The sequence below is a fragment of the Terribacillus sp. DMT04 genome, from assembly GCF_019056395.1.
Classification (GTDB): Bacteria; Bacillota; Bacilli; order Bacillales; family Amphibacillaceae; genus Terribacillus; species Terribacillus aidingensis_A.
This window is the reverse complement of sequence record NZ_CP077639.1, coordinates 1,165,783-1,191,776: the sequence shown is the minus strand read 5'-3', so window position 1 is coordinate 1,191,776 and position 25,994 is coordinate 1,165,783. Positions and strand designations below refer to the sequence as shown.

Annotated in this window: 41 protein-coding genes; 9 read left to right on the top strand and 32 right to left on the bottom strand. The window is 40.5% G+C overall.

The genetic code is table 11. The features are described from left to right. Positions 1–408: 408 nt before the first annotated feature. The 3 genes from KS242_RS06445 to KS242_RS06440 all read right to left on the bottom strand — a co-directional run bounded on the left by KS242_RS06445 (position 409) and on the right by KS242_RS06440 (position 1,647). Entirely contained in the window at positions 409–735 is a 327-nt protein-coding gene (locus KS242_RS06445) for a hypothetical protein (RefSeq protein WP_217323526.1), read from the bottom strand. Further along, positions 732–902 carry a DUF6792 domain-containing protein gene (locus KS242_RS18315; protein WP_371747627.1) on the bottom strand — a complete coding sequence of 57 codons (171 nt, stop codon included), beginning with the start codon at positions 900–902 and terminating at the stop codon, positions 732–734. The genes KS242_RS06445 and KS242_RS18315 overlap by 4 nt, the downstream gene beginning before the upstream one ends. 130 nt (positions 903–1,032) lie before the next feature. Then, entirely contained in the window at positions 1,033–1,647 is a 615-nt protein-coding gene (locus KS242_RS06440) for a hypothetical protein (RefSeq protein WP_217323525.1), read from the bottom strand. 653 nt (positions 1,648–2,300) lie between these two features. On the opposite strand from KS242_RS06440, the gene KS242_RS06435 reads away from it, so the two are divergent. From KS242_RS06435 to xerC, 3 genes are all read left to right on the top strand, one after another. Beyond that, positions 2,301–3,463, top strand: a protein-coding gene (locus tag KS242_RS06435) for an IS3 family transposase (protein ID WP_217323524.1) whose coding sequence is annotated in 2 segments (ribosomal slippage) — positions 2,301–2,577 and positions 2,577–3,463 — 1,164 coding nt in all. Because the reading frame shifts where the segments join, the coding sequence is not laid out codon by codon here. Between the two features lie 209 nt (positions 3,464–3,672). Further along, positions 3,673–4,167, top strand: a complete 495-nt coding sequence (locus KS242_RS06430; protein ID WP_217323523.1) for an ImmA/IrrE family metallo-endopeptidase — start codon at positions 3,673–3,675, stop codon at positions 4,165–4,167. A 38-nt stretch (positions 4,168–4,205) separates the two neighbouring features. Beyond that, entirely contained in the window at positions 4,206–5,408 is a 1,203-nt protein-coding gene (gene xerC, locus KS242_RS06425; RefSeq protein ID WP_217323522.1) for a site-specific integrase, read from the top strand. A gap of 312 nt (positions 5,409–5,720) precedes the next feature. On the opposite strand, the gene KS242_RS06420 is transcribed toward xerC, so the two are convergent. The 5 genes from KS242_RS06420 to KS242_RS06400 all read right to left on the bottom strand — a co-directional run bounded on the left by KS242_RS06420 (position 5,721) and on the right by KS242_RS06400 (position 8,052). Further along, the gene (locus KS242_RS06420) at positions 5,721–5,921 is read right to left on the bottom strand and encodes a helix-turn-helix domain-containing protein (protein WP_217323521.1); all 201 of its coding nucleotides are present in this window, start codon (positions 5,919–5,921) and stop codon (positions 5,721–5,723) included. Then, a complete protein-coding gene (locus KS242_RS06415; protein WP_217323520.1) occupies positions 5,918–6,373 on the bottom strand; it encodes an ArpU family phage packaging/lysis transcriptional regulator in 456 nt (151 codons plus the stop codon). The genes KS242_RS06420 and KS242_RS06415 overlap by 4 nt, the downstream gene beginning before the upstream one ends. Positions 6,374–6,420: 47 nt before the next feature. Further along, complete coding sequence (locus KS242_RS06410) at positions 6,421–6,894, bottom strand: hypothetical protein (RefSeq protein WP_217323519.1); 474 nt, start codon at positions 6,892–6,894, stop codon at positions 6,421–6,423. A 118-nt stretch (positions 6,895–7,012) separates the two neighbouring features. Continuing rightward, positions 7,013–7,543, bottom strand: coding sequence for a RuvC family protein (locus tag KS242_RS06405; RefSeq protein ID WP_217323518.1), 531 nt, complete (start codon positions 7,541–7,543; stop codon positions 7,013–7,015). Beyond that, a complete protein-coding gene (locus KS242_RS06400) occupies positions 7,540–8,052 on the bottom strand; it encodes a hypothetical protein (RefSeq protein ID WP_217323517.1) in 513 nt (170 codons plus the stop codon). Before KS242_RS06400 ends, KS242_RS06405 begins: the two co-directional genes overlap by 4 nt. A gap of 74 nt (positions 8,053–8,126) precedes the next feature. On the opposite strand from KS242_RS06400, the gene KS242_RS06395 reads away from it, so the two are divergent. Next, on the top strand, positions 8,127–8,489 hold the full coding sequence (locus KS242_RS06395) for a YhjD family protein (protein WP_217323516.1): 363 nt from the start codon (positions 8,127–8,129) through the stop codon (positions 8,487–8,489). A gap of 355 nt (positions 8,490–8,844) precedes the next feature. Here the strand turns inward: KS242_RS06395 and KS242_RS06390 are convergent, their stop codons facing one another. The 15 genes from KS242_RS06390 to KS242_RS06320 all read right to left on the bottom strand — a co-directional run bounded on the left by KS242_RS06390 (position 8,845) and on the right by KS242_RS06320 (position 18,052). Then, on the bottom strand, positions 8,845–9,303 hold the full coding sequence (locus KS242_RS06390) for an HNH endonuclease family protein (RefSeq protein ID WP_254391825.1): 459 nt from the start codon (positions 9,301–9,303) through the stop codon (positions 8,845–8,847). A gap of 1 nt (position 9,304) precedes the next feature. Then, a complete protein-coding gene (locus KS242_RS06385; protein WP_217323515.1) occupies positions 9,305–9,538 on the bottom strand; it encodes a hypothetical protein in 234 nt (77 codons plus the stop codon). A 14-nt stretch (positions 9,539–9,552) separates the two neighbouring features. Next, complete coding sequence (locus KS242_RS06380; RefSeq protein WP_217323514.1) at positions 9,553–10,848, bottom strand: replicative DNA helicase; 1,296 nt, start codon at positions 10,846–10,848, stop codon at positions 9,553–9,555. Next, positions 10,829–11,620 carry a replication protein gene (locus tag KS242_RS06375; RefSeq protein WP_217323513.1) on the bottom strand — a complete coding sequence of 264 codons (792 nt, stop codon included), beginning with the start codon at positions 11,618–11,620 and terminating at the stop codon, positions 10,829–10,831. Before KS242_RS06375 ends, KS242_RS06380 begins: the two co-directional genes overlap by 20 nt. Before the next feature lie 14 nt (positions 11,621–11,634). Then, positions 11,635–11,970 carry a hypothetical protein gene (locus KS242_RS06370; protein WP_217323512.1) on the bottom strand — a complete coding sequence of 112 codons (336 nt, stop codon included), beginning with the start codon at positions 11,968–11,970 and terminating at the stop codon, positions 11,635–11,637. Further along, positions 11,971–12,726: an MBL fold metallo-hydrolase gene (locus KS242_RS06365; protein ID WP_217323511.1), complete on the bottom strand. Its 756-nt coding sequence runs from the start codon at positions 12,724–12,726 to the stop codon at positions 11,971–11,973. Continuing rightward, entirely contained in the window at positions 12,723–13,214 is a 492-nt protein-coding gene (locus KS242_RS06360; RefSeq protein ID WP_217323510.1) for a hypothetical protein, read from the bottom strand. Before KS242_RS06360 ends, KS242_RS06365 begins: the two co-directional genes overlap by 4 nt. Continuing rightward, the gene (locus KS242_RS06355; RefSeq protein WP_217323509.1) at positions 13,214–13,660 is read right to left on the bottom strand and encodes a hypothetical protein; all 447 of its coding nucleotides are present in this window, start codon (positions 13,658–13,660) and stop codon (positions 13,214–13,216) included. Before KS242_RS06355 ends, KS242_RS06360 begins: the two co-directional genes overlap by 1 nt. A 161-nt stretch (positions 13,661–13,821) precedes the next feature. Continuing rightward, entirely contained in the window at positions 13,822–14,754 is a 933-nt protein-coding gene (locus tag KS242_RS06350) for a RecT family recombinase (RefSeq protein WP_217323508.1), read from the bottom strand. Next, on the bottom strand, positions 14,744–14,923 hold the full coding sequence (locus KS242_RS06345; RefSeq protein WP_217323507.1) for a hypothetical protein: 180 nt from the start codon (positions 14,921–14,923) through the stop codon (positions 14,744–14,746). The genes KS242_RS06350 and KS242_RS06345 overlap by 11 nt, the downstream gene beginning before the upstream one ends. A 52-nt stretch (positions 14,924–14,975) precedes the next feature. After that, on the bottom strand, positions 14,976–15,446 hold the full coding sequence (locus tag KS242_RS06340; RefSeq protein WP_217323506.1) for a hypothetical protein: 471 nt from the start codon (positions 15,444–15,446) through the stop codon (positions 14,976–14,978). Further along, the gene (locus tag KS242_RS06335) at positions 15,446–16,957 is read right to left on the bottom strand and encodes a coiled-coil domain-containing protein (protein WP_217323505.1); all 1,512 of its coding nucleotides are present in this window, start codon (positions 16,955–16,957) and stop codon (positions 15,446–15,448) included. Before KS242_RS06335 ends, KS242_RS06340 begins: the two co-directional genes overlap by 1 nt. 1 nt (position 16,958) lies before the next feature. Continuing rightward, positions 16,959–17,147: a hypothetical protein gene (locus tag KS242_RS06330; protein WP_217323504.1), complete on the bottom strand. Its 189-nt coding sequence runs from the start codon at positions 17,145–17,147 to the stop codon at positions 16,959–16,961. Between the two features lie 385 nt (positions 17,148–17,532). Further along, positions 17,533–17,772: a hypothetical protein gene (locus tag KS242_RS06325; protein WP_217323503.1), complete on the bottom strand. Its 240-nt coding sequence runs from the start codon at positions 17,770–17,772 to the stop codon at positions 17,533–17,535. 13 nt (positions 17,773–17,785) lie between these two features. Beyond that, positions 17,786–18,052: a hypothetical protein gene (locus KS242_RS06320; RefSeq protein WP_217323502.1), complete on the bottom strand. Its 267-nt coding sequence runs from the start codon at positions 18,050–18,052 to the stop codon at positions 17,786–17,788. Between the two features lie 202 nt (positions 18,053–18,254). Between KS242_RS06320 and KS242_RS06315 the strand changes: the two genes are divergently transcribed. Continuing rightward, the gene (locus KS242_RS06315) at positions 18,255–18,692 is read left to right on the top strand and encodes a helix-turn-helix domain-containing protein (protein ID WP_217323501.1); all 438 of its coding nucleotides are present in this window, start codon (positions 18,255–18,257) and stop codon (positions 18,690–18,692) included. A 185-nt stretch (positions 18,693–18,877) separates the two neighbouring features. Beyond that, positions 18,878–19,177, top strand: coding sequence for a helix-turn-helix domain-containing protein (locus KS242_RS18310; protein WP_371747604.1), 300 nt, complete (start codon positions 18,878–18,880; stop codon positions 19,175–19,177). Between the two features lie 252 nt (positions 19,178–19,429). Here the strand turns inward: KS242_RS18310 and KS242_RS06305 are convergent, their stop codons facing one another. From KS242_RS06305 to KS242_RS06295, 3 genes are all read right to left on the bottom strand, one after another. Then, positions 19,430–20,017, bottom strand: coding sequence for a hypothetical protein (locus KS242_RS06305; protein ID WP_217323499.1), 588 nt, complete (start codon positions 20,015–20,017; stop codon positions 19,430–19,432). 65 nt (positions 20,018–20,082) lie between these two features. Further along, the gene (locus KS242_RS06300; RefSeq protein ID WP_217323498.1) at positions 20,083–20,715 is read right to left on the bottom strand and encodes a hypothetical protein; all 633 of its coding nucleotides are present in this window, start codon (positions 20,713–20,715) and stop codon (positions 20,083–20,085) included. Continuing rightward, positions 20,708–21,904, bottom strand: a complete 1,197-nt coding sequence (locus KS242_RS06295; RefSeq protein WP_217323497.1) for an FtsK/SpoIIIE domain-containing protein — start codon at positions 21,902–21,904, stop codon at positions 20,708–20,710. The genes KS242_RS06300 and KS242_RS06295 overlap by 8 nt, the downstream gene beginning before the upstream one ends. Positions 21,905–21,957: 53 nt before the next feature. Between KS242_RS06295 and KS242_RS18305 the strand changes: the two genes are divergently transcribed. From KS242_RS18305 to KS242_RS06280, 3 genes are all read left to right on the top strand, one after another. Next, positions 21,958–22,218: a helix-turn-helix transcriptional regulator gene (locus KS242_RS18305; RefSeq protein ID WP_217323496.1), complete on the top strand. Its 261-nt coding sequence runs from the start codon at positions 21,958–21,960 to the stop codon at positions 22,216–22,218. A 74-nt stretch (positions 22,219–22,292) separates the two neighbouring features. Then, positions 22,293–22,535 (top strand): hypothetical protein, encoded by a 243-nt coding sequence (locus KS242_RS06285; protein ID WP_217323495.1) that lies wholly within the window; start codon positions 22,293–22,295, stop codon positions 22,533–22,535. Between the two features lie 76 nt (positions 22,536–22,611). Beyond that, complete coding sequence (locus KS242_RS06280; RefSeq protein WP_217323494.1) at positions 22,612–23,274, top strand: hypothetical protein; 663 nt, start codon at positions 22,612–22,614, stop codon at positions 23,272–23,274. Between the two features lie 26 nt (positions 23,275–23,300). On the opposite strand, the gene KS242_RS06275 is transcribed toward KS242_RS06280, so the two are convergent. The 6 genes from KS242_RS06275 to KS242_RS06250 all read right to left on the bottom strand — a co-directional run bounded on the left by KS242_RS06275 (position 23,301) and on the right by KS242_RS06250 (position 25,984). Continuing rightward, entirely contained in the window at positions 23,301–24,218 is a 918-nt protein-coding gene (locus KS242_RS06275) for a M15 family metallopeptidase (protein WP_217323493.1), read from the bottom strand. Positions 24,219–24,220: 2 nt separating this feature from the next. Further along, a complete protein-coding gene (locus KS242_RS06270) occupies positions 24,221–24,499 on the bottom strand; it encodes a phage holin (protein ID WP_217323492.1) in 279 nt (92 codons plus the stop codon). Between the two features lie 56 nt (positions 24,500–24,555). Beyond that, positions 24,556–24,873: a hypothetical protein gene (locus KS242_RS06265; RefSeq protein WP_217323491.1), complete on the bottom strand. Its 318-nt coding sequence runs from the start codon at positions 24,871–24,873 to the stop codon at positions 24,556–24,558. 63 nt (positions 24,874–24,936) lie between these two features. Next, on the bottom strand, positions 24,937–25,272 hold the full coding sequence (locus KS242_RS06260; RefSeq protein ID WP_217323490.1) for a hypothetical protein: 336 nt from the start codon (positions 25,270–25,272) through the stop codon (positions 24,937–24,939). A 56-nt stretch (positions 25,273–25,328) separates the two neighbouring features. Continuing rightward, on the bottom strand, positions 25,329–25,553 hold the full coding sequence (locus tag KS242_RS06255; protein WP_217323489.1) for a hypothetical protein: 225 nt from the start codon (positions 25,551–25,553) through the stop codon (positions 25,329–25,331). Positions 25,554–25,555: 2 nt separating this feature from the next. After that, positions 25,556–25,984 carry a DUF1617 family protein gene (locus KS242_RS06250; RefSeq protein WP_217323488.1) on the bottom strand — a complete coding sequence of 143 codons (429 nt, stop codon included), beginning with the start codon at positions 25,982–25,984 and terminating at the stop codon, positions 25,556–25,558. Between the last annotated feature and the right edge of the window lie 10 nt (positions 25,985–25,994).

Here is a 25,994-nt window from a genome sequence, read left to right as displayed (position 1 = left end):
CTAAAAAAACTGATTCAATCAATAATACTATACATAAAATAGTTCAAAATCGTGTAGTATACATATTTATTAGCAGCGAAGAAACAAGTAAGAAGGAATATCAGGAAAAATAGATGGAGAGCTTAATTATTAAGGTAAACCAAAAGGGTATGCGTATTCTCGTGGATGGATGCACAGATATCACTTAACGAAGTAAATCTCTAGTATTTTTTTCTTTTCTTACTCTACTAGATCCTTGCACTTGTCTTCAGTAAGACTGTCCCTGCATAGAAATTGTGACTGATAATATCGTTCTATGAGCTTATGACGCTATCTACACTTGACTTCATTTCATATATCTGTTGATTCAATTCAGCTCTTCTCAGTCCTCCTCGAGGGCTTTTTGTTTGGAAAAATGCAGCTCCTCCTTTACGCAAGGATGGCATATGGAATACCAAATAGCAAAGCAGCAACAATTACAAAGACTAACATAACAAACCCCTGTGTCTTCCAAAAAGACTTCTTCTCCTCCTTTGATTTAAAAGGAAACATAGCTAGGAAACAAATTATAAACGTCAATAATCCCGCAGCTAAAATCGTAATTGATCCCATTAGAAACATCCCCAGAAGTATCCCATCTGCAATATATTCTAATTTTTGTATTCCATCATCTATGGATTTGAATACCTCATTTAAGCCATAGTCTTCCCCTTCAATTACTACAGATTGCACGATAAATCTATCGAATAACCTCATATAAATTCCTCCATAAAACTATAGGACTGAGTCCCTTGATTAATTATGAAGAGTTCTTCCTCTCCATCCTCAGATATATGAAGAGCTGTTCCAGCATATCCTGTCTTTTCTGGATTAACCGATTTAGACTCAGAGGAATGAAACACTTTTAAGTCGCCCTCGAATATCTCTCCTGTTTACTCCAGATGAATATACTTAAACTTCTCTTCAAGTTGAGAATGGGGTAACTCATCATACTCTGTATTTACTAGCCGCATCCATACATCTGTGGCAGTGATTTTGTCTAGAGACATAAAATCACTCACTTTCGTCTTTCGTAAAGTGAATTGAACTTATTATATCTAGGATTTTTTTCTTTTCTGACTTAACCGATTCCTCGCATTCTTCTTCATTAAGATTGTCATTACATACGAAAGTCGCGAATATCTGTATTTGCTGGTCATTGCCATTCCATACTAAAGCAGCAATACCTGGATAAGGTCCTTCAGTAGTATCAGCATATTCTATATTCTGATTTTCTTCTGTTTCTACTTGTTTAAATTCAAGCTCTTCATTTATTTTCCCTGATAGCCCTTCTTTACTTGATTCTTCGCTACTCATAAATTTGTAATAATCCATAGTTATCAAAGGGAGAAGATCCATCTCCTCTTTATCTTCTTTTAGATGTGAAAACTCAAGATATTCACTTCTATCATCAGGACCTAAGCTGTAACTTTCATCAACTATTATCATTCTTTCGGGGAAATTCATTGTAAAACTGTTCGACCCGGATTGGAAATGGTAGTATCCTTCTTTTACAGGCTCAGTGCTTTGTATAAAGTTACGAGTAAATTCATCTTGAAACGCAGGAACCTCCGGCAATTCATTTGGATACATTTCAGAAGGAGATAATGACTGATTATCGCCGCCCACACCGCACCCTCCTATAATCAATGTTGTTACGATAAGAACAATAACAAAATTTATTCTCACGCAGCCTAACCTCCAATGTTGGGTTATTGCTTATGTACTTGCAAATTATATAAGAAATATCCATTCATTCCCATTAATTTAAATGTTCAAAAACAAAAAAGCTCCTTTAGTCCAGGTACTTAAGTAATCATATTTTCTTGAAAAGTAGTATTTAAGACCTCTAAACATTGAAAACATAATATCGATTAGTTGGAAGAAGATTTTAAAAATCATTATCTTGTCCTTTATTTACTACTCCTTCCCAAATAAAAGAACTAGCAAAATATACAATAAATCCTGTATTTTAAAAAAGGATTGAACAACCCAATAATTATGTTTAACTTTAAGTTGATAGTACTAAAGGGGGACGCACATGAGGAGGGGTACAACCTGGAAAGAGCTTTAGAGTGGGATCACAGATTTCTAAGGTTTACAGAAGAAGAACGCAAGATGTTCGAAGAAATGTATATGGATCATGCAGCTCTAATCTTTGGAGATCACACTACCAAATAAAAAAAGCCTTCCAAGATAGACTAACCTAATCAAATGGGACATAAAAAAACACCCTTCAAGTGATACACTAAGATTAAGTGTAAATTTGGAGGGTATTTTTTATGGGGAAAAGTAGATATTCGGCAGAAACGAAATGGGCAGTGGTAAAAGATAAATTAAGTGGGCAGTATACCAACCAACAATTAATGGAGAAGTATGGGATTAAAAATGTTTCTCAGATTAAGACATGGATGAAATGGTACCGGGATAATCAGATGCATCGATTTGATCAGCCGATTGGAAAGCAATACAGCTATGGCCACGGCCCGGAGTATGCTTCTAAAGAGGAAAAAACGAACAGACAAATCGAGCACTTAAAAGTAGAAAATGAAATTCTAAAAAAGTACTTGGAGATCGAAAAGGAGTTGAAAAAGAAGTAGTCCTTCATTTAGTGGAGAGACTACGCAAGAAGCATACCGTTACAACGATCTTAAATGTCTTGGAGGTTGCCAGGTCAACGTATTATCGTTGGGCCTCCGAAGGCATTCCCCTAAGAACGGCAGTTGAGGAGGCAATCATTTCTTTGTGTACCGAAACCTCGTTTCGGTACGGGCATCGAAAGATACGGAAGCTGCTTCAGCGCCAATATGGTATCAAACGCAATCGAAACACGGTGCAGCGTATCATGCAGAAATTCCATCTCCAATGTAAAGTTAAACGTAAAAAGAGATGGAAATCGCAGGGAGAGTCTGTCATTATCGCCCCGAACCTTCTAAATCGGGACTTCACGGCTATAAAGCCTGATACAAAATGGGTGACAGATATAACGTATATTCAATACGGATCACGAACGTTGTATCTCTCTACCATCATGGACTTATACAACAATGAAATCGTCGCATACAGTTTGGATAATCATCAACAGACATCACTTGTCCTGGATACATTACGGAAAGCCATAGCGAGCCGACATAATCCAGAAGGAGTCATCGTGCATTCCGATCAGGGAAGTGTGTACACGTCTTATGCATACCAACAAGAATTGGCAGAACAGAAACTAACCAGCAGTATGTCTAGGCGTGGAAACTGTTGGGATAACGCAGTGATTGAATCGTTCCACTCGAGCTTAAAATCAGAGGAGTTTATGTATACAAGATTCAATTCCATAACAGAAAAAGAAGTTATCGAACGGATTCACCGATACATGAAGTATTATAATGAAGAGCGCATCCAAGAAAAATTAGGCTACCACCCACCAAAAGAATATGGTAGCATGGCAGCCTAATAAGGGTGTTTTCTTTGTGTCTCACATCGCTAGGTCAGTCTAGGTGCAGTTGACCCAGTAAATGGAGTGCTTGGTGAAGAGCAAACAGTAGAATTTGATTATTCTACTAAAGAAGAGGTTGAAGCAATGGAATAAAGCCCTATTCAGGGTTTTTATTTCAACCAAAAATAGAACACACGTTCCAATATTTAATGCTTGGGGGCTGCATCATGGGGAGAATCTATCATACTAGTCATCTGGAAGACTTTGTACAGGAGGTCTATCAGCGCATCGGAATCACAGAAGCTTCACATATCAGCAAGGAGACAATAGCCAATAGATTAGGAATATGGCTGCATTATTGGGATGGGAAAAGCAAAGGGATTGAGCGCAAAAATGGAATGAATTCTATTCTGATTGATGAACGACTGGACAGCACTGCTCAATGGCATGAGTTCGGACATGAATTATGTCATGTGCTCAGGCATGCGGGTAACCAGCTATATATGCCGGCAAGTTTCAAGAGATTGCAGGAGTCACAGGCGAATATCTTTGCATACCACTTCTGTGTACCTACATTTATGCTCCACAATTTAATGTTGCCGGGACAGTGTCACCAAGCAGCTATTATTATCTCTGACACTTTTAATGTTAGCTATAGCTTTGCTGCTGAGCGATATGAAATGTACATCAATAAAGTGAGGAGTGCTATTTATGCAATGTAACTGCCCTAGTCCCAACTATACAAAAGGAGTTGTTTGTAATGGGGTCATTTAAGCAGCGTACAGAAAAGTCCTGGACCTTATATGCAGAATTAGGTTATGACGCACGCGGAAAACGGATTAGAAAGACTAGGACAGTGCGTGTAGATGATAGCAAATTACTAAAGGCACCAACTAAATTAAAACGCCATCTAGAAGAAGAATTATTGAAATTCGAAACCGAAATACGGAACGGTGAATATGTTGATCCGGATAAATCGTCCTTCTCCGGCTTCGTAGAAATATGGAAAGATAGGCATGCTCAAAAAGCGTTGTCACCCACTACCTTAGAGGTTTTTGAAAGAAATCTAGATAATCATATTATCCCCTATTTTGGTGATAAGAAAATCTCTGCCATTAACACTGTCCAAATAACTGCCTTTCTAGATAAAAAAATGAAAGAGAAGTCTAAGAATAATCCAGAGAAAACACTCTCTCCTTCCACGGTAAAGTATCTGCATAGAATACTAAAGCATATATTCACTGTTGCTGCAGAATGGAAAGTAATTAAGGATAATCCAATGGTAGGCGTGAAAGCACCTACTTTAGAGCGCAAAGAAATGGAGTATTTCTCTGGTGATGAAATGCCGTTTGTATTAGAGATTCTGTACGGCCAGGAACCCATGTGGAAGATATTCTTTATCCTTGCGACATTTGCTGGACTCCGTCGCGGCGAGAATGTTGCTCTGCAATGGAAGCACATTAATATAGAAGAAAGTGAATTAACCGTCGAGGACAATCTAGTAATCGGTATTCGAGAAGATGGCACAAAAGGACCTGTTTATAAAAAACCTAAGTCAGCTGCGTCTGCAGCAACTATCCCCCTTCCCTACTTTGTGACTGATCTCTTAAAAGTTTATCGCAGAGAATGGATTAAGGAGAAATTGACAGCCGGCGATTACTGGGAAGGCGGAGATAAAGAGTATCTTTATCATGATGGTTTTGGAAATCACTTATATCCAGATACCCCATCAAAAAAATGGAGAAAAATTAGACAGAAACATGAAATGAAAGATGTTCGCCTGCATGATTTACGACATACAATGGTCGCGCTGTTAATGGAAGAAGATGATGTTAACTTGCTGGCCGTTTCGAAGCAGGCACGCCACACCAGCTCAAAATTTACTGCGGATGTTTATGGTCACATCTCTAAAAAACGTCAGCAAAAAACTATAAATCAGCTCCAAAAATACAAACCTTCATAAGTTGGTCAACAATTAGTCAACAATTCTTTAGTGTTCGTATTTTTACAAGAACAAATAAAAACCCTAGAACCGTTGCGGCTCTAGGGTTTATTTAGTGATTCCGATTGGACTCGAACCAACGACCCCTACCCTGTCAAGGTGATGATGGCTTTTATCTCCACTTATCAATATATGCTTTACCCCTTCTGTTATGCGGTTTTTAGTCTTTCTTCCATTCTTCTTTACACTCTCTTTTTCTCTCTCTTTCCTTCTTTTTATCCTAAGTTTCGTATCAAAAATCGTATCAATTGGTATCAAATAAAAAGCCCTTCATTACGAAGAGCTTCCTTGCAACCAAGCTATAAAGTTCTGTTTAGGTATCTTGAATCTGCGTCCTATCTTTATAAAGTGAAACGGTTTTGGTTCTTGATTAAGTAATTCATATGTCTGCTTTAATCCGATATCTAGTATTTCTTTTACATGCTTTGGATCAAGAACTTCCGGATATTTTTCAAATGGGTCATTACCATTCATGATTTCCCCTCCTGTTGAAGTACTGCAAAGTTCATATTCAGAGCCAGCTTATAAAATGCCTTCCACCTAATTTTTGCGTACGTTTTCTCACTAATTGGTGGCTGGAACACATGATTGTATATTTTTAAGTCAGTCATATACTCTGCGTCTTCAATCATGTACCTTTGCTCGATTAGAAATTTCTCCATCTTTGGAAGACGTTGTACTGATCTCTCTATATTCTCGCAATATCTTTTACGGTAAGCTTTAGCATCTGCATTATGGACGGCAATAGCTGCAGTCTGGTCGGAAGTACTATTGCTCTTTCCTCCGCCAATAGGATCATATGAAGCAGTTGTATTTGCTTCATGCTCGTCAAAGCTGATGTACTTATAAATGCGGTATTTCTCAAGCGCAGCTTCCACTCTTTTTTGAGTAGCTTTTCTATCTAACTCTGGTAATTCAAATTCCACTGTTCTACCCCCTTAAGAGGAGGCCCCATTGCTGGAGCCTAGCCCATTTAATTCAATGCATCGTCATCGTGAGCGGTATCGCCATCTTCACCAGTTGGGATATCCTCGAAGGATAGTTGCCCCTCTACATTGACTGATCCGTCATTTTCAACGGTATATTCGACACCCTCATGTTGCTCTGCTGCATCATGGAATTCCTCAATACTCATTTGTGAAGGCTGAATGTAAAGTGTTACGTTGCTGCCGGCAAATGGATATAACTTAATGACTTTGTCGTCACTTCCACCAGAGACATTAAATTTTAATGCCGTTTTCTTGCTATCGCGCTGAATGGATTTGAATTCTACATTGATAGGACCCGCTTCGCAGCCTTTTACTTCAATAAGTGCTATCGATCCTGCCAGCTGCACCAGCTCCTCAGAGTTAGGAAGCTCATCGCCTTGTACGTGATATTCAAGTACCTGCTTCTTATCGTCCTTCTGGATTTTCTTAAATAATACATTCAATTCAACTTTAGACATTTTTATTTCCCTCCAGTTATTCAATACTTACAACCTCGTAAGTTTTTCTGTAAAAATAATACCAATACAGCTGAAACGAATAACGCCTCTTAGATTGGCTCTATGGACTTCTGACGGACTATGCTAATTTTAGGTTTTCAACTACTGATAGTTGGTGCTCATATGCTACTTTCTTCGTGTGCATTGACTTGGCTATTTGCGCCATGATATATGCATCAACTACGTTATCGCTAGAATGGACAAATCCGTAATGTTCTTTTGCAGCATTCATAACTGCTTGCTTCTTTTCCTTACCCTTTAAGCGGCGCTTGTTTCCGGGCTCTCCTACCCATCCGGTAACAGCCACGAATTTCTTCACGGAGTTCGGCGCTACTTCGTAATAACGAATGCCCCGCTTCCACAGTTCGTTACGGATGCCGTGGTGCAGTCCACCTGCGAACATTGCGCGCTGCGTATCGAAAGGGAAACCTTCAATGCAGATGATGTCGTCTTTCTCGACCTGATAAATAATGTTATCAATTAATGTGGTCATGCGTTCAGGATCCTTGTCCGAGTTACCTGTAATCTCTTTTGACTTTACCGGCATTCCATCTGGACCAAGAGCTACAAATCCTGTTTTAGTTGCTGGGTCAATACCTACAAATCTCATAGCTGTTTACCCTTTCTATACATCTTGTCCAGTTGTTTTGATTTCTTGGTAACTGTAAGCCTTAAATCGACGATCGCATCAAGCATCTGATAAATCAATTGACGTAGTGATTTATTTGTCATTTCACCAAGAATCTTTTCACGGTTGTACGTATCCATGGCAGTAAGCTTGCGATAATGAATATTATTATGGAATCTACGCGGCATCCCTTTTAAGAAGCTAACAACTTTATCTGTTTGCTGTACGCTTAGCGTGGTTCCGTATTCTGGATCTATAAAGAGCCTTATAGTTTCAATGTCGCTTACCTTTTTCCCCTCATAAATCAAACGGGATTCTTTGGGATTATTACTGTTGTTCAATACAATAACATCATATTTAGCAGCCAGTTCACCTTCCATTGATTGCTTTTTCGATGCTGCAGCTGCTTCCAAATCAGCAACCATTTCAGCTAAATCTTGCTTTGTGTACTGAACACTCTCCAATTGTGCAATGCGATCTAATCTATTCACTTCGTTTCCCCTCCTAAATTCTATGAATAAAGAACATTCGTTCGTGTTATAATCTCCTAATAAGGAGTGATGAAATGGATGATCAAGTGAAACTCGTTCTTGAGTACATCGGCTTGTCCCTTGCATGTAAGAACTTTGAGAATGATATAAAGCTATATGAGAAATCCGAACTTCACGGAAAGCGTATCTACATAGCCAAAACTGAAGCTGTAATTGAAACAATCAAGCAACATCAGGAGCAGCTACGCCGTGCTAACCGCCTTTATGTCAAGGTTATACATTCAACTACTGTTTCTCGTGAATACCAGTGGCGTACCCGTTATGATAACGGTACTGTTCGTTTAACTAGCCAACAGCTGTATCGACTTACCGAGAAAGCTTGTCGCCTATACTGGGTAGATAAAAATATTGAATTTGAGCTTAAGCCGTTTTATTAATACTTCATTTCCTCCCCCTGATCCAGCTGCTCGTACTTGCGTAGCTGGTTTTCTTTTCTGATTGAGTACAGGTAAGTTGCTGCGACTGCGATAATGATTAATCTTTTCATTCGCACTCCTCACAACATCTTGGATATCCACTTTCTTCGCCGTCTATTACACCGCCACACGCTTCACACAGAACACCTTCAATAATTAATTCAGCTGCTTCTCCCATTGTTATTTCGTCCTTTCTGATATCTTTTGGTACAAATCCGCCATTATTATGCCTGTCTTTGTAAGCTCTGCATTATTGGAGAGCAAATCCTGTTTATTCAATGTAGCCAATTGTTTTCTTGATACAAGAAGTAAATTTTCAGCCACGACATTTTCCTTGTTCTGATCTGCAAAAAAGTATAACGTGGTTCGGCGGTATAGGGCCGTTGGCTTCTTCCCATACTATTTTGTGCTTATGTCTCCACCGCTTGTGCCACGGACCTTCATCATTTACTTTTACAAGGACGTAACCATAACAATCAGTACGCTCATAGCCTACAGGTTTGTAATTGTGCGCCTTCTGGCCTTTTTTGAAAGAAGTTTTATTTCCTCCCGAATTATATAAGCCCTTAGTCCCTTTATTTTTCGGGATATGCCCCTTGTTAAATGCGGTTGATATATTGCTGACTAACCGATGATTCTTTTTGTAGTAGTGAATTTGCTGTTTGCTCACAGATAAATTGAATTTGTTATTCATTATTTCTGCCAGCTCTTTCGTTGTTCTTCCTTCAACGTGTTCAACAAGGAATTCATGCTGCTCTTTAGTAAATAGCCTCATATTACTTTCCTTCTAGCATCTTGGGGACTGTTACATCTGCATTCATGCGGTCATCGGCTAACTTCTGCGCTTCTAGCACCAACGATCCATTTGAAATAATTCTTGCTGCAACATCGTTTATAGAGCGAGCTCTGTTAATTTCTTCTGACAGTTTCTCTCCTGTTAAATCCTCATCACTTAAACGCTCTAATTGAGCAAATAAATGATTGTTCAAGTCGCCAAGTGTATTTTTCATTTTACAAGCTCCTCCTATCGTCTCTTATCCAACTCGGCAAACTGCTGCTTCCAACCTCGGAAGAGTAACCGGAACTCGTTTATGCCGGTATCGCGCCCTTTGGCAAAAAGTTGCTGGATGACCTTTCCTTCCTGGACTCTGTCTTCTGGATCGTGCCAAAGGAACTCCACCACATCGGCGTCTTGCTCGATTGAAGATGATTCTTTCAGGTCGGCCAACGTCGGCTTTCGTGCAAACTTATCGCTTTCCCTATTCATCTGAGACAGCATCATGAAGCAGCATTTCAATTCTCTGGCGATTGACTTTGCTGTTGTTGTTACATTACCTATGGCAGTTGCACGGTTTTCGTTACCATGTTGAGGTATTTTCATGATCTGTAGATAGTCCACTACAACCATTCCCAAGTCTCCATATTTTCGTTTGTAACGCCGTGCGGTTGCCCTTACTTCCTCAATGGTGATACCTGCACTGTCCTGTATGAAGATTGGTAGTTTCTCAAGCTTCTTATATTCTTCTTCAACGATGCCGTACTGTTCAGGTGTCAGGTCTTTGTTCTTAATTCGGTTGTAAGGTATGCCGCTCATATTAGAAATAAGACGATCTGTCAGCTGTGTGTCGTCCATCTCCTGCGAGAACACAAGGACTGGAGCCGTCTGTGCTACGCCATGGATACGCTGTAAGGCTAATGCTGTTTTACCTACTGATGGTCTTCCGGCTGATATGAAAAGCCATCCCCGCCAAACTCCGTGCGCCCAGTCGTCAAACTGTGGGAAACCTGTCTCGATATACTCTACGTTTTTGGAAATGATGTGAGCAAAATATTTCTGTCTGTTATCAGCAAAGCTTTTCATTTTCCCTGAATCGCTAGGGCGAATTTCCGTTACCTTCGCTTCGACTGCAGCAAAGTATTCCTCATCAGTTTCAAAGTCTTCTCGAGCCAGTTCTTGAATCTGCTTCCCTACATTTGAGCCACGCCTGCGAAGAGCTTGAGATCGTACAAGGTTTGCGTGGTACACAACATTAGCTGTTGTCGGACATGATTCAGAAAGCTTTAGCAAATAAGTGGACGTCAATTCCTGCTGCTTATTTGCTTTCACATACAAGGACATTACGCTTACAAAGTCGATTGGTTCATGTTTATCTTCCAACCAACGCATTGCTTTATAGATGTCGGCATGTACCGGGTTGCTGAAATCTCTTGCTTCCAAAAAGCTGATGTCGTCCAGTACCTCTGCATCTAGGAAGACTGCCCCAAGCACTGATTGTTCTGCAGAGAGCTCAATATCTAATTCAATTCCATTTGAAGTCATTCGGGTCATTCCCTTCGTTTATCCATTTTTGAAGCGCGATTTCTGGATCACGCGGGTCAGGCTTTCTTGCTGCCGGCTGTGACTTGCTCTGCTCAGCTTTCATCTTAATTGCCAGCTCGGGAAACTTGTCGCGCAGCTTCTTTGCCGAAAGGATATTTGTCCTCCAGAATGAATCTGTAGTAACCCAATCCATCACTTCCCTAGCTTTTCGCTTGTCAACTCCACTAATCTCCACCAGTTTTCGCATATCATCAGCCCAGGTCTGCATATTCGACTTCCGCAGCAGGTGAGCAATGCCGGCCTCTTCCGCAACCTTCTCAACTCGTTTGAAGAAATAAACGGCCATTTTGTAATACTGGTTATCTTCGGTGTACTTTTGTTTCTTGGCAGGTTGCTCCTTGTCTGCAGCTGTCTTCTCTTTTTTAGGTGCCAATTTTATTTCCCCCTTGCTTGGTTCTTTTTCTAGCCAAGTTGTGTAATCCTTGTTGAATCCTATATTCCTGGTACCTCTGACGCTCGTTTCTCCGACAGCTACAATCTTTCTAGCTATCAAAACATCTAATTCTCTTCTGACTTGTGTTCTACCGGCCTCCGTGTTCTCCACAAAAAAGTTAATTGACATGGGATACATTTTTCTCTGGAAACCGTATGTGTAACGCCAGATCACAATCAGTAATCGAAACTGTGTGCCATTCAAATTAGTCTTGGCAATTTGTTGCATAATTTCATTGGCAACACCGGTATATCCATTTTCTCGCTGTGGTTTTGCCATGCCATATCATCCGTTCAATGTTGAAAGTGTTTGGTAATCACTCCGGCAAACTGCTCGATATCCTTGCGTTCATCATCCACGTACGGCTTGGCCATCCAAATTTCAATAACATTAGCCAAGTCTTTTTCATTTTCAATTCGTGGCTCGTAGCCGTAGAGAACTGCTTGCATGTATGTTTCAGGCTCTTTAATTGCATATTTTCTTAGTGTTTCAACTGCCGTTCCTTTCACTTCAGAGAAGGGCAAAGCCATGAACTGGAGTGCCTGCGTTTTAGATGAAGCCTTATCCCAAACTAACTTGTGTAAGTCCAACGCCTGAGCCACTTGCTTCGGTACAATTGCTTTTTCCATTTAGAACACCTCAATTTCATAATGTTTATCTTGCTTGAAACCCTTCTTCATCAGCTGCCGCACTGTTGTCATTAATGCCAGTGAAGGCATATTGTTGTTGCTGCTCAAGTGAGTAAGATAAATCTTTTCTCCCTCGCCCTGCACCAGCCGTGCAAGTGCTTCTGCTGTCTGCATATTGCTCAAGTGACCGACCTGCGAGACAATACGTGCTTTGACTGAATTCGGGTAATCGGAATGCTCGACCATGACTGGATCGTGATTGCTTTCAATGATGTACACTTGGCTACCTTTCATAGCTTGCAGCATGTCCTCATCAACGCGACCAGTGTCCAGGCAGATGGAGACCTTATGATTTTCCGTGTAGATTGCATAACCTTTCGGATCATATGCATCGTGATGCGTTTTGAATGGTTCAACACAAAACCAGTCATAATAACCTTCAAAGTCGAAAAGGATTTCTTCGTCATATACGTTTTCGCGTAACTCTTCCGGAACATTCTTAATCGACTTCCATTCCGCTTCACCGGCGTATACCGGAATATGATACTTCTCTGCGATTGGCAGCCCTTTGATATGGTCGTTATGGGCGTGAGTCACAAAGATGGCCAAGATGTTGCCTGGTTCGATGCCACATTCCATCAGGCGCTTCTCTATCTTTGTTTTAGCAATTCCGCAATCCACGAGAATAGTAGAGTTACCAGCTGTAAGAGCGATGCAGTTTCCTGATGAGCCGGATGCTAGGATGTCTACTTTCATATTCCTTTCACCACATTTAAAGAATAAGCGAGTTTATCAAGTTGCTTTTCTGCATTAATTAATTGACGTTTTAGATCATCTTTTTCTTTTGTAAGAAAGTATTTTTTTATGATTAGAAGTAGCAACGGATCATCAATCTTCTTAAACTCATCTTCATTCCACCAACATGAAGCACCACCACTTGCATTTAATGTTTGGGTTTCTTTGTTTACAGAAGCATAAGTGATACCGTATACCCACCCTCTAGATTCCGTGTAGGATCTGTGGTTTACTTGTACAAGCTCTGAGCCTTTTCTTGACACAAATTCTCCTACTTTGAATGCTGCGCCTGGCACTTCTCCCTTAATGCAGCCATCGATAAGGTTTAATTCATTCTTTATATATTTAAATCCATTTCCGAATTGATCTTCCATGAAGTTTTCATTGTCTAGGGTGTTATGAAGACCAGCGGTTATTTCAAGCGCGTAATTAGCAATATCTTCTTCCATCATTTCTCCCCCTCGTTGTCGTATAGCATCATGGCGTAGTTTCCAATGTCAGCACATAGCTCTGTTAATTCCTCACTATCGTCATACATATTTGCTGTGAGTAAATCAGATAATGCCATAACCTTTTGTCTCAGCTTTGTATCAATGTCTAATCTGTTTAATTTGTTCCATCCCAGCTTGCTGTCATTTAGACGAAGCTGCCATTCCATCTGTGTAGCAAATTGATACAATGGTTTCCTTAAGTGTGGCGCGCTTTTCAATTGTTCTGCGAAGAAGGCAACTTCCTCACCAAGATTTAGTACCTGAATGCAATCGCGTTCTACTCCGCGGCGTAGCGCAATTAAACCTAGTTCTTCGTTTCTGTATGTTGTTAAACCAATGTCATTATCAAAAGCTTGATTTGCTTCATTCAAAAAATCTAAATGCTCTTGCGTAATGTACGACATCTTTTCTCCCCCAATGTTTCCTGGCACCGCGGGCATATTCGGTACCCGCGGCTATAAGCTTCTTTACCAGGATTGATTTCATTTCCACAAATCTCGCAGTCAAGATCTCTCTCGATTACCTGCACCCTCGGTTTGTGCTTCCGATAAGGGTTATACATGGCTTAGTCCAACGCGTCATCATTAGATGCTTGCGCTTGTAGCATTTCCAAATTCGTCTCGAGCAACTGATTAATAGCAATTAACCCTTTCTGCGTGCCAGGGTTAGCATCCGGAGCATGCTTTTTAAGATAATCTTTGATTCCATCATTCGTTGTGATACCAAGCTGCGTGAAGAGCGTGCGCATCTGATCTTTTAACTGGTCAATCTTAGATGGCTTCTGTTCTTGCTGTGGTTCCGGATTATCATTTTGCTGTGAGCCGTGTTCGATAACGTCTTGATTCGGTGTAATATCCCTGCGATTTCGCTGGAACTCATCATTATCATTAGACCCTTGGCTTTCACCGACCGTTACCTCATCATCGTAATTAAGCTCGTATGCAGCCTTTAAAGCCCGACGTAGCATGTGTTTCTTGAACATGTCATTGAAATAATTCGTCCACATTGTCTTTTGCATGCCGATGTTAGACTTTTTGAAATGCTCAACCTCATCCACTTCCATAACAACTGTGAAAGGCTTCTTGTCTTCACGATAAGCAATGGCATAACCACCGATTACTTTGCCTCGAGGAAAAGCCCAAGAGTGTTCGTCGATTACAGCATAATAGCGACCTTCCTCATCCTGCTCTTGGTGCATCTTGAATTCGTCATTATCATGCACCAGCTGCACATCATGACCTGAGTATCCAGGTGATTCTTTCGCTTTACGTACAAAGTATTCGACAGCGAATTGTACCGTTAGCTGCCCGCTACGCACTGCTGGGTAGATCTCGTTCATAACCGGGTTAGCACCAGAACTCTTTGCGATTGACATGAAAAGCTTAAATTGAGAGTCGTTGCAATCCTTCGCCAGTGTCTGACGGATTGTTGTAATGTCTTCCTTTGTAAGTTCGCCGAATTCCATACCTTGTGTGATAAGTTGATTGTTATTTGCCATGTGTTGTTTCCTCCTCATATTTTTCAATTGTCGAGCTTCTATCTACAGAAACCGACTGTGTATAGCTAACACCTTTTCTGTGAAGCAATTCAGCTTCTCTGGCGTCTCTCGCCCGTACTCTAGCATTTATAGTGATTTCTTTGACCTCAGTGATTTCATATAAGCGCATCACTCATCCTCCTCGATTACGTACCATTTGTGGCTGTTGATATAAGCTATTTCTAGAGCACATCCCCGCCTGACTCAGTATGAGTTCCTCTGTTTAAGGAGGCAATCAGTCCCTCACTTCCAGGATTAATGATGATTGTTTCTTTCTTGTAATCACAGCCTATCTTCTTCCCATCAGCCAGATGCTGAATAGCCATGGCGAATGTGATGTACTGCTTGGCTGGTTTGATTTTGTCGATGATTTTCTGTACTTCAGTCCACATCTCAGCTTCTCTAAGAGAAGAAATCTCAGGCTTGTGAGCAGTGTTATAAACTTTATTTAGCTTCTTAAGCGATGCAGCCATTTCAGGTGCGGCAGCTATCAGCTTACGATCATCTTCGCGATGGATGCTTTCAGCAATAAGGTTGCCGCCGTAATGTTCTACTTGAAAACCTGAGTCCTCAATATCTCCCTCGATAGGAGAACTTGTTACAACGCAGCCTGCTTCTTTACCGATGTACCACGGACCTGGAGTGTGTGCCATTATTCATTCGCTCCTTTTATATTGAGTTCTTCTCCTGCAACAACCCGGCTAACAATAAGCTGGCCAAGTGGCTCTCTAAACTTCGTAATCGACTCCGCATTGTCCACAAATACAGGCGTGATAACATCACTCTGTTCCGACAGCACGTCTCGCAGTTCCAGACCGGCACGGATGCTCTCTGACAACGACAACTTGCGATAGTCCTTGCCGTCCATCTGAATCTCGAATGTTGTCTTAATCTCGCCATTCTTCAGCGTTTCAAATAGTTTGATAGATAGGTTGTCCAGCAAGTCGTCTACCTTAGCAGCTTGCAGCTCTGCTTCTTTCGCGTAGTAGGCTTTGACTGCATCGATAATGAAGATGGATTCGTTTAGGTCAGTTAGCGTCTGCTGCTCGGATTGCTCTGCATCTTTCACTTGCTGCTGTTTTCCTTCAAACAGCTTGTGATTCCGTATCTCTGCTTCAATTGGTGCTATTTTCTGCTGGAGCTCTTGGGCTTTAGCCATCTGTTCAGATACGTCGATGAATGTTAGTCCAGCAAGCTGTGCCTCTAATGCCTTACGGTCAGCGACAGTTTTGTCGTAAGTAGCCTTGAAGTTTGCCTTGCGATGTTCCTTATCTTCCTCGGCCGCTTTGACAGCATCACCTTTCAATGGCTGCTTACAGGTGCGACAAGTATCTTCGATCGTTTCTGCTTTCAATACCTTCCATTGCTCCTGCATGCGACTACGCTCGTCCAGTAATGCTTTAATGCGACCATTCAGCGTATTGATTTGATTGTTAGTGCTGCTGGCAGAATTAATCACTTCTTGCACTTCATTCAGCTGCTTTGTGAATATGCTTTTCTCAGCCTGCAGGGATTCCAGCGGCACTCTTGGCGCATCCTCTTCTAGTTGCTCTTTTAGTGTTTTTGTCTTGCTCTGTGCTGCGATGTATTGTTTATCAAGCTTCTTCTTTTTATCTCGATGTAGTTTGTCTATGTCGGAAAGAGAATGCTTTTTAACCAAGGCAGCCAGTTTATCTCCCTGCGCTTTCGGCAATGCTGCAAATACTTCTTTATTTGCAGGCGCTGTTACATACTGCAATACCATTGCTCGTTGGTCTGTCCATTTCATAGTGAAAAAGTAATTCGGGTTAAACAGACTAAGTAACAAGTCTTTATCGAACAAGTTATCCAGTAATTCGTTGTAATCACCGGCTTTGGACGGCACCTCGTTGATGTAGTAGGACGCCTTGCCTTTCTTTAATCCGCGTGATAAAAGAACATCTTTTTGACCATCGTTGAATAAAAGTGAAACCAATGTTTCATCAGCCTCGTATGTTACCGGTGTCGGGTCCAATTTGCTTCCGACCAAATCAATGCCGTATAATAGCCAAGATATAGCTTCGCCAATTGAGGACTTACCTCTGGCGTTGTCCGCCGTGATCTTTGTTACCTCGCCAAAGTTAACCGTAAGATCGCGGTGAGATTTAAAGTTTTGCAGTTTAAGAGATTTAAATTTTATTTGCATGTTACGACTCCTTTCGGTAAATGATTAGTGCATCGCTGCCCCAGTCTTCATGACTTGCACTAGATGAGAATTTAATATCGATGACATCGACATTTGGATTATCTTTAAGCCACTTATTTATGGATCCATCTACTGCTTCGCTACTGCTAAATTGCTCAACAGCGATTGATCCAGCTACTCCTAATTCCACTTCAATCACCTCCCTCAGTACTGGTTAATGTAGGTCTCATTTAAGCCGTCAATCGGTTCGTGGTCTCTTCGGTAATAACGAAAAGCTTCATGTAACTTATCATTTGCAGGCATTCCGATTCGGATATAACAGGATGTGCAGCAAAACAGTTTTGTTCGAGCATCATATGTGCCCTCACTACACCTGACTAACTCCTCCGGTGCTATCATTTCCTCCTTAGCTCTATTTACGAACTCTTGAATCTGATTTGGCGCCTTTTGGCAATATGGGCACTTCATTGATTTCACCCCCCTTCAGTAAGAATTGATAAGACCCCATGCCAGAAAGCCAGCTACAGCAACAAACAATATTCTGTAAGTCCAATTAGACTCCCTGATACGGTTAATCAAAACATGTGCCTCCTTATCGACTCAGCTTGTTCGATTTCAGAACGCTGGGTCTTTTTGTGATTCAGTGCATGCAATGTAGTGAGAGCTGTGTGCAATTTGATTTGAAGAGAAGCTTGCTGTTCGAAGTCGGCAGTTGTACCGATCTCAATAATCCTTAAGCATGTTTCGTGTAGCGCGCCCAGTGTTTCAGTTAGCAACTCGTAATCCTCAGTCAGATAATGTTCATACAATGACATCTTGTTCACCCCCTTAGCTAACTTCCGACTTGTGCCCTCGTAAGTTTTTTTCTAAAAAAAAGAATTGTTCAAACGGAGCGTCAAAAGCCGACATAACTCCTGCAATAAAAGCAGTGCCAGGTGCGTTGTAATTCGGGTGGTCTACTGGAAGAGTAGTCCGATAAAGCTGTGTGTAAGAAACACCGATTTTTGCAGCCATCTCAGTAACAGTGCCCAAATCAGCATCTATTGTTGCCTTCATGAACTCCTTTGTTCTTAACCTGATGACGGTTTTAGGCATAAATATCAACCTCCTTTCGTATACTACTTGCGAGGACGTAATTCGACTATAAAACATAACTTTCGAACTTGCAAGTAATATTTCAAATTAAATAAAACACCTTGCGCGCACGTAATAAAAGATATATTATTATGTGGAAATGAAATTTTAATAGATAACATTTATTTTTTAAAAAAATGAAAAACGGAGGAAAGAAATAAAAATGAGCAAAGATATAGGAAAATTCATAGCAAACAATAGAAAATTAAGCGGATTTAAAACAAAGAGAGAATTTGCAAATACAACAAATATTTCAGAAGCTACAATATCTAGAATTGAAAGAAATATACAAAAACCAAATGCAGAAACATTAAAAGTATTTGCTCGTTATTTAAAATCAACATCATTGGTTGAATTAATGGTTATATGTGATTATTGGGAAGAAGAAGATCTACTGGAGCCAATCAATTTTGAGGAAAAAATAAAAGAAACCCCTGTCTCATATGCAACTAATGAGAAGGAGTTCCTTAATAATTTAGAGCTATCCGATAAAGAACTTATGCAGCAATTTAATATTCAACTTGATGGAGAAATAATTACTGATGATGAAGCAAAGAATTTAATTACTTATCTTCGCTTTTTGCGTTCTCAACAAAAATAATTTTTTTAAGCATTTCTTTTTTTATGCCTAAAATTAAACAAACCTTATCTAGATCAACCACCTTTGCCATTCTATGAACCCACCTTTTTTGTAATTTAATTGTGTCGTATGAGTAGATTTATTACACGTATCGTGACATCATATTTAATTTGTTAATGCCCGCTTTATAATGTTTTAGAGAGCGGGTGTACATAGTGAAACTCAAAAGATTATATGAATTACGAAAGAATCATGATCTAACACAAGATGCGGTCGCTGAACTTCTAGGAGTGGGTAGGACAACTTATGCAATGTATGAACAGGGTAATCGCGAAATGGATTACACATCCTTGCTAAAGGTAGCTGACTACTACCAAGTTCCCCTGGATTACCTCTTTGAAAGAACAGACAACCCGATACACCTAGAATCTTACACACCTGATGAGGTTGAGTATCTGACTAATACTCTTGCTCTGTATAGATCAGTAAAGCAGAAATTTATGTAAGAGCACGTTTAAGTTCATCCTTGAATGTGCTTTTTTGTTTGGTTATATAGCGAACGCTTGTTCTTATATTAGCACACAATGCGAACACATGGAAATCCTTTTTTGGAAATTGGTAAAAATATTGTCATGACATATCTTAGGCGCCTGTTTTCATAATACAGGTATATCTTACCAATAATAAAGTGGTAATTTTGACCAATTAATCTGAGCCACAAAAAAAAGAGGAGCTGCAGTAGCCACTCTTTAGACAAATTATTGTTTTTCTATAATTTTTCCAATCAACATGGGTATTCCTGTTTCTTCTTCTTTTCCGTCATAAGACCCGTAAACTCTTAATTGATCATCTTCCTCTGGTAGTCCGTTCATTCTCATATCCCATATTAAGTACCACCCTGTGCTTCCATCACTTTCTTCGGTATTTAAGTAATACTTTGGAAAAGATTCGTTGGGGTCTTTGATCCTGGCTACAGTTCCATCTACATACAAGTTTTCATCGCTGCTAACTTCACCCAATTTAACTTTTTCATAATCGGCTTCTATAGATTTTTCTTTTAGCTGTTCATCTAATTCATCCTGCGTCAGCTCATCAATGCTTTCTTCCTCACCTGCTGGCTCTTCTTCTGAAACTTCTGTAGCAATCGGTTCGCTTTGTTTAGTCACATCTTCACCATCTGTAAAAGCCGTAACTATCCCAATAACAAGTAGTATAGGAGCGACAACAACCATTCCTGACGAAATCCAAATCCATGCTTTCTTCTTTAAGATAGCGAATGTAATTAATAGGCCGATGCCTGCAAGAAACAATAAAATGCTTAACAAAATCAACAAAGTCGCAAACATAATTTCCTCCTGATTCTATATTTCTTATTTTCCAATTCAACTAAATCATACCATCTAAAATGTATTCATCCCAGCTTGTATTTAATAGTTCCCTGCGCTGGCTTCTTAGATGGTTGCCTGCTTCTCTGTGCATTACGAATGAACTCATGAATAGATTCAGTTTGAAACACGCGAACATCTTGGCTCTTAATGTCATAACGCGTAGTGCTAATCATTAGGACGATTGGGAACTGCCTTGATCTAAACTCTTCAGAATACCGGAGCGCAGCATACCGCTCAATTTTCTGGTCCATAACTTTCTGTGAGTACACATTACGCTGCACCTCAACGAAGATTGACGTGCCGTTGAATTCTGTGTAGATGTCTGGCTCTGCTAATCCCTTTCTGAATTTCGGTTCTATCTGAAATTTACGAGGCGTGTAGTAGTGAGATATCTGTTTATATGCATCGACTAGGCTGAGAAAGTGGGGTATCTTAGTGGAGTTTCGCTTCATAATAGAGCCATATGGAAAATATACAAACGGGCTGAATGATTTGCTTACGTCAATTTGCCCGTCTCTAGCCAGCCGCTTCAAAACCATGTTTGCACTGGTGATGGGATTCTTCAGTTTGCCGAAGTGAATGGTTGCAATATCATCCCTGCTCATTACCCGGAATCGCTCTAAATCTTTTATAATAGCCATGTCACGCTTATTCATTATTAAACACTCCCGCATACTCGTCATGTTGTTCCTCTTCCTGCTGCTGCACTTCTTCCTTGCTTCGCTTATATGGAGCAAGCAGCTGCTTAGCCTTTTGGTTATCCAGCCACGGGCACTGTATCTCTTCTGCAGCTGAATTTACTTTCAGTATCATGCGCCCTGGTACACTGATATCTTCTGCACCCGGTGTCCCGATAATCCTTGAGTTAGTTGCATCCGCAGTCTGGAATCCCATACGCACAGTTAGGTTTACTTTTAGCTTTCCGTCCAGGAGCTTCGCATCCGGACGTTGCATCGATAAGATAAGGAACACGCCTAATGACCGGCCAATCGATGATATCTCCTCAAGAATATCCGTAACTGCAGTTTCGCCTTTGAGTAAGGCTACCTCATCTATGCAGACCACAATGTATGGCAGCTTCCTCTTCAACTCGCCTATACTGTTTACTTCTTCAGCATCAAGCATATCTCCGCGCTTTTGCATCTCTCTCTTCACTTTATATAACACTGGAATTAACTCTGCCGGTGAGTGGTAAACACCCTGCACATGGTCCAGCCGCTTAAATAAATGGAATTCAGATCGCTTCAAGTCACCAAGTATTAGCTGCAGTTCTTCTGGCCGCTTGTTCATAATCAAAGTCGTGAGTATGCTTCGCAATTCACTGGACTTACCAGAGCCCGTTTCGCCACTAATCAGCAAGTGCGGATTCTCCACCATGTCATATACCTTCAGTTCACCATCAAGGGACTGGCCGCATACAACAGGAACACGAATGTTTTGAATAGCTGCGGATGCTTCCTCCTTCTTGTATGTTAGCTTGTTTGGCAGTCCCTCTTTAAACACCTGGAGTATGCCACGCATAACGTCCAATTCTAATTTAATGTTTTTGCCAAAATGCTGTTTAAGGACGTAGTAACGCTTTTCAATGTCATCTGGATTCATACCCTTCGGAACGCTGAAAACAAGCGTCATCTTGTCTCCCTGCTCTTCTGCTTTTAAAACGTATGGGTATTCTCTTTTCTCCCCTCTGCTCTTGTACAATTCTCCATTCGTAAATGCCATTTCAAGATTCTCGCGCAGCTTCCTTTTCCGATACCTTTCCTTCAAACAATAGCGTTCAAATATAGGATAAGCCCCTCCTGCAACAGAACTGCCAATCAAAGCACAACCTATTAGTGTGATCACTTTAATCACTCCTCATACAAATTAGAAATTTATTTAAAAAATATTTGAATTCCATGTATAAAACTATCCAAGATGGGCACCAGTCTCCACTCTTCCCTCTCGCTCTGCTCGTCGTTCCGAACAAATGGATTGTGAGGTCTGATCTAACCAATGACGAAGTGGCAGCAAAGCTTTCTGTGTCCAGAGAGTCTGTTTCTAAGTGGTGTAATAACAAGGCAGTGCCATCTCTGGAGAATGCATATAAGCTTTCTGTCTTATTTAAATGTAAAGTGGAAGACTTATATTTCTACAATGCTGAGAATTTTTTTAAGTGATTGTAAAGATGGGAATATGTATCACACCTTTTAACTTCTAGATGCGATTATAGGGGTAAAAGGAGGAGATAATTATGTTAAGACCAATCAGAATTGAATTGTATGGAGAGTATGTGTTGGCAAGAATGGATATTTCACAGCAGGCTTTGCTGGACTTCTTGGATAGTGAGGATGATGACAAAGAGGTAATGCCTGAGTTGACGCCGCAGCACCCGAAGCTTACACAATTCACGCAGGACGAAATTGAGTCGTTTGAGTTTATTTATAAGAAGGATATGAAAGCACTGCACGGAAAAGGTATTGACCCATCTTATTAAAAGTATACACTTTTACAAGATTCTCCTATTAAGATAAGCTATAGCTAGAATACCAGTCTTGATTGGAGGATTAAATTTGAACGCATCGACGATATTCACTACGGTTTTCCCTATTGTTGTAGCAATATTAACGATTTACTTCAACAATGTTTTTTCTGAAAGAGCTAAAAAACTCGATTTCTTTAGAAATAAAAAGCATGAGCATATTCCTTACTTGTACAAAGAAGTAAACGTCATTTTAAACCAAACAAGAACCCTAACTTCAGGTAAAGTACACTTTAATTTACCTAATCCCAAAACCCCTTTTTTCCAAGTAGCAAAATACCTAGCTGATAAAGGTTTTGAACAAGACGAAATTGATTGGGCAGAAGAATTATGGGAAAAGGACTATGCTAGGCTTAAATCAAGTCTTCAAATCAGTTATAAAGACATCTTAATAACTGACTTACTCAATCGAGTTCAGAGTCTAGATGAATATTTCTTATCGGTTGAACTGTACTTAGAAGATGGTATTAGTGAGATACTAAAGCAAATATTGAATAAGAGTAAAGAAATTCTTTTCCATGAACACTTAATTCACTGGCTTGATGAAGAAGACCAAAACTCGAAGTTATATAAATCAAATAAAACCGATCGCGATAAAAAAATGGAGTCCTTACCCTCCTTACTTAGTGATTTCACTTTAAAATGTAAGGTTTATCTAAGGAAGAGTAAAGATTTAAAATTAAAAAGAAAATAGCCCCTCCTTAATTGGAGGGGCTATTTTTATGCTGCTTTGAACATTTCTGTAAATGTGTTAGGTCCAGTAATTCCATCATCTGTAATGCCTCTGGATCGCTGGAATGCACGCAGTGCTTTATCGGTATTCCTTCCAAAAATACCGTCCACCTTTAACTTATAACCATACAAGCAAAGCGTAGCCTGCAGCAATCGCGTCCAACCAGGAGTATGATTGTCCTTGTCCTGGATAACAGCTGCAGCACGACTCTTCGGACCCCATTCTCCATCGATGCCAGTCTTGCCAAAGTATTGATAGATACGAAGGAAAGCATCAAAAGATAATGGTCCAGGTAGGCCGTCCTCGTCCAATTCTTTGAAGCGCGCCTTACTTGGATAGTCACGGCTGTTTGCCCACTTCTGCGCATCTTTAACCCAGTCGGTACCTCCAGATGCAGGCTCGCTAACTACTTTACTCGGTGCTGCAGTCTTGGTTCCAGTCCGATCTTTAAGACTCGGACGTCTGCCAGCACGCAATTGCGCTGTAGACAATCCGCCCGTCATCTCAAGATGTGGATAGTCTTTAAAGCTTCTCCAATCCCCGCCCCACTCGAATCCAAGTGACTTACCAATAGCAGCAACTCGTCTCCAATCGCTGTTTACTGACCATGTAGCTTTACTGCCGTCCCATGTGGTGAGGAAGTAATCGACAGCCAAACCGAAATTATGATTTGATTGACCACCGCGGGCATTTGTAACGATGTTGCCTGGCTTCGTTCGTCCTTGCGCATACAGTGCGTTTTGCTCTGCATAAGTCCTCATTCCGTGTGAAATTTGTACGTTAATTCCTTCCTTGTATGCACGTCGAATAACCTCCAACGCGCTCTTCTTTACGATGGCATTCATGCCAGAACCTATGTTTCTTTCAGAACGGCTTAGCAACGTGTCTAATGATACTCTACTCATAATTATTTATCCCCCTTTGGTTTTCTGTAAGATAAAGCTTGCTTGCTATCGCTGAAACCTTTTGTGGTATTGTCCACCACTGAGTTATACAAACTGACTGCAACAGTAAACAGCACGTACGGGTTTCTGACAGCATCAGCGAACACGTTGAAAAGTGTTGGCCATGTTGTAAGGTCCTGTGCTGTAAGCCCGGCATAAGCTAAGATTGGAACGAGGATTGCTAGTGCCAGTTGAATGTAAAACTGTGGATTTTTGAAGCGAACTTTCCAGTTGATTTTCATGTGAACCTCTCCTTTTTTGTGCATAATAATAGCCCGCCGGCTAGTCCCGACAGGCCTTATTTGAACACGTATTCAATAACTAATTGGATAATCGAAACGCTACCTCCGACAGTTATAATTAACTGCCAGATGTTTTTTCTATCAAGCAGCTTAATGTCATGTTTTCTGTCTTGCGCCCTTGTGTTAATCTCGATGACCTTCTCAAGAAGCAAATTGTTTTGATCGCGAAGTATCTTGTTGTCCTGCTCTATTTTTGAGTTACCCTTTTCCACTGTTCCGGAAAGGTCATCAACCTTCGTCATTAACACTTCTTGATTTTGCTCAAGATTTTTTATTCGTTCTTCGTGATCCTGCCACAATGGTACCCCCTCCATTTCTTTTCTCGCCCCCTTTCAAAAGAAAAAGCACCCCTGTTGGGATGCTTTAACTATTTAACCTTAATCAATTTTATAACCAACTCTTTTATCAAGTTTTGGGTCTTCTATAACAGATACCCCTTGAATATACGCCCAAGGGATTAATACATGATATGGCATATCCTCTACGACTTCTTCCCCGTTCGGTAACGGCTTTAAATTCTCGTCAACAAACAAAGTTGTTGTTTTAAAACCATCAATCCAAATTCCTATACCATCTACTCCATGAAGTTTGTTCATTATCATACCCTTATCTTGCGATGAGGTATTGTAGAACATTTTCATCATCTTGTCCTCTCTTGCCTCATCATTTAAGTTTACGATAACATTATTACCGATATATTTTTCTAAATACATAGAGTTATTCCTCCTTTTCCGTCTTTATTCGACAGATTAAGAGTATATTCCTGCTACTATGCTTGCAATCTTGCAACCAACTTATCAGAAATAAGCGTACCCAGCGTAGCGATGTCAGATGCATCATACTCTTCCTTGGTTACTGGCGTAATTCCGTTACCGTAAAACTGCTGCGTCGGATCCACAAGAGTGAAGTTTACGTTCACTTTTTCAATGGCTGTGTTGTCCTCGTTGTACTCAAAATTCACACCAGTAACTCGTACAGTAATTTTGTCTTCCATGTTTACTCGCTCCCTTTGTTAGTTTCTTCTTCCTCAAATGCATCACACAAGTAGTCGTAGATAACAGCTTTTTGGCCACTTAGTTCTTCATCATAATTTAACAGTACTTCCTTTACAGTTTTCAGCATCCCCTGGGCATCACCCCCATCAATGACGTATTCTTCTTCGAAAAGCTCGTCCTGCTGCTGTCTGAACTCTTTCGGATTATCAATAGCAAAGCTACCATCTTCCTTACGTTTTGGGTTGCCTTCCTCATCCTCTCCAGCAAATTCTTTAATAAGATCCAGTTCCTGGTCGCCCACTTCTTTCAGTCGCTCCTGCAGCAGTTTAACCAGCTTGCTCCGATGACGCGACTTCTTCCCTTTTAATGGCATATTAAAGAGCAGGTCGATTGCCTGCCCCAGCTTTGCATTTTCAATTTTTACTTGCATGAACTATTCC

Excerpts from the sequence above, each read along its gene's own strand:
- KS242_RS06445 (WP_217323526.1), bottom strand. The coding sequence starts at position 735 with ATGAGGTTATTCGATAGATTTATCGTGCAATCTGTAGTAATTGAAGGG.
- KS242_RS06430 (WP_217323523.1), top strand. The coding sequence starts at position 3,673 with ATGGGGAGAATCTATCATACTAGTCATCTGGAAGACTTTGTACAGGAG.
- xerC (WP_217323522.1), top strand. The coding sequence starts at position 4,206 with ATGGGGTCATTTAAGCAGCGTACAGAAAAGTCCTGGACCTTATATGCA.
- KS242_RS06420 (WP_217323521.1), bottom strand. The coding sequence starts at position 5,921 with ATGAATGGTAATGACCCATTTGAAAAATATCCGGAAGTTCTTGATCCA.
- KS242_RS06410 (WP_217323519.1), bottom strand. The coding sequence starts at position 6,894 with ATGTCTAAAGTTGAATTGAATGTATTATTTAAGAAAATCCAGAAGGAC.
- KS242_RS06405 (WP_217323518.1), bottom strand. The coding sequence starts at position 7,543 with ATGAGATTTGTAGGTATTGACCCAGCAACTAAAACAGGATTTGTAGCT.
- KS242_RS06395 (WP_217323516.1), top strand. The coding sequence starts at position 8,127 with ATGGATGATCAAGTGAAACTCGTTCTTGAGTACATCGGCTTGTCCCTT.
- KS242_RS06390 (WP_254391825.1), bottom strand. The coding sequence starts at position 9,303 with ATGAGGCTATTTACTAAAGAGCAGCATGAATTCCTTGTTGAACACGTT.
- KS242_RS06385 (WP_217323515.1), bottom strand. The coding sequence starts at position 9,538 with ATGAAAAATACACTTGGCGACTTGAACAATCATTTATTTGCTCAATTA.
- KS242_RS06380 (WP_217323514.1), bottom strand. The coding sequence starts at position 10,848 with ATGACTTCAAATGGAATTGAATTAGATATTGAGCTCTCTGCAGAACAA.
- KS242_RS06375 (WP_217323513.1), bottom strand. The coding sequence starts at position 11,620 with ATGGCAAAACCACAGCGAGAAAATGGATATACCGGTGTTGCCAATGAA.
- KS242_RS06370 (WP_217323512.1), bottom strand. The coding sequence starts at position 11,970 with ATGGAAAAAGCAATTGTACCGAAGCAAGTGGCTCAGGCGTTGGACTTA.
- KS242_RS06365 (WP_217323511.1), bottom strand. The coding sequence starts at position 12,726 with ATGAAAGTAGACATCCTAGCATCCGGCTCATCAGGAAACTGCATCGCT.
- KS242_RS06360 (WP_217323510.1), bottom strand. The coding sequence starts at position 13,214 with ATGGAAGAAGATATTGCTAATTACGCGCTTGAAATAACCGCTGGTCTT.
- KS242_RS06355 (WP_217323509.1), bottom strand. The coding sequence starts at position 13,660 with ATGTCGTACATTACGCAAGAGCATTTAGATTTTTTGAATGAAGCAAAT.
- KS242_RS06350 (WP_217323508.1), bottom strand. The coding sequence starts at position 14,754 with ATGGCAAATAACAATCAACTTATCACACAAGGTATGGAATTCGGCGAA.
- KS242_RS06345 (WP_217323507.1), bottom strand. The coding sequence starts at position 14,923 with ATGCGCTTATATGAAATCACTGAGGTCAAAGAAATCACTATAAATGCT.
- KS242_RS06340 (WP_217323506.1), bottom strand. The coding sequence starts at position 15,446 with ATGGCACACACTCCAGGTCCGTGGTACATCGGTAAAGAAGCAGGCTGC.
- KS242_RS06335 (WP_217323505.1), bottom strand. The coding sequence starts at position 16,957 with ATGCAAATAAAATTTAAATCTCTTAAACTGCAAAACTTTAAATCTCAC.
- KS242_RS06325 (WP_217323503.1), bottom strand. The coding sequence starts at position 17,772 with ATGTCATTGTATGAACATTATCTGACTGAGGATTACGAGTTGCTAACT.
- KS242_RS06320 (WP_217323502.1), bottom strand. The coding sequence starts at position 18,052 with ATGCCTAAAACCGTCATCAGGTTAAGAACAAAGGAGTTCATGAAGGCA.
- KS242_RS06315 (WP_217323501.1), top strand. The coding sequence starts at position 18,255 with ATGAGCAAAGATATAGGAAAATTCATAGCAAACAATAGAAAATTAAGC.
- KS242_RS06305 (WP_217323499.1), bottom strand. The coding sequence starts at position 20,017 with ATGTTTGCGACTTTGTTGATTTTGTTAAGCATTTTATTGTTTCTTGCA.
- KS242_RS06300 (WP_217323498.1), bottom strand. The coding sequence starts at position 20,715 with ATGAATAAGCGTGACATGGCTATTATAAAAGATTTAGAGCGATTCCGG.
- KS242_RS18305 (WP_217323496.1), top strand. The coding sequence starts at position 21,958 with ATGTATAAAACTATCCAAGATGGGCACCAGTCTCCACTCTTCCCTCTC.
- KS242_RS06285 (WP_217323495.1), top strand. The coding sequence starts at position 22,293 with ATGTTAAGACCAATCAGAATTGAATTGTATGGAGAGTATGTGTTGGCA.
- KS242_RS06275 (WP_217323493.1), bottom strand. The coding sequence starts at position 24,218 with ATGAGTAGAGTATCATTAGACACGTTGCTAAGCCGTTCTGAAAGAAAC.
- KS242_RS06270 (WP_217323492.1), bottom strand. The coding sequence starts at position 24,499 with ATGAAAATCAACTGGAAAGTTCGCTTCAAAAATCCACAGTTTTACATT.
- KS242_RS06265 (WP_217323491.1), bottom strand. The coding sequence starts at position 24,873 with ATGGAGGGGGTACCATTGTGGCAGGATCACGAAGAACGAATAAAAAAT.
- KS242_RS06260 (WP_217323490.1), bottom strand. The coding sequence starts at position 25,272 with ATGTATTTAGAAAAATATATCGGTAATAATGTTATCGTAAACTTAAAT.
- KS242_RS06255 (WP_217323489.1), bottom strand. The coding sequence starts at position 25,553 with ATGGAAGACAAAATTACTGTACGAGTTACTGGTGTGAATTTTGAGTAC.
- KS242_RS06250 (WP_217323488.1), bottom strand. The coding sequence starts at position 25,984 with ATGCAAGTAAAAATTGAAAATGCAAAGCTGGGGCAGGCAATCGACCTG.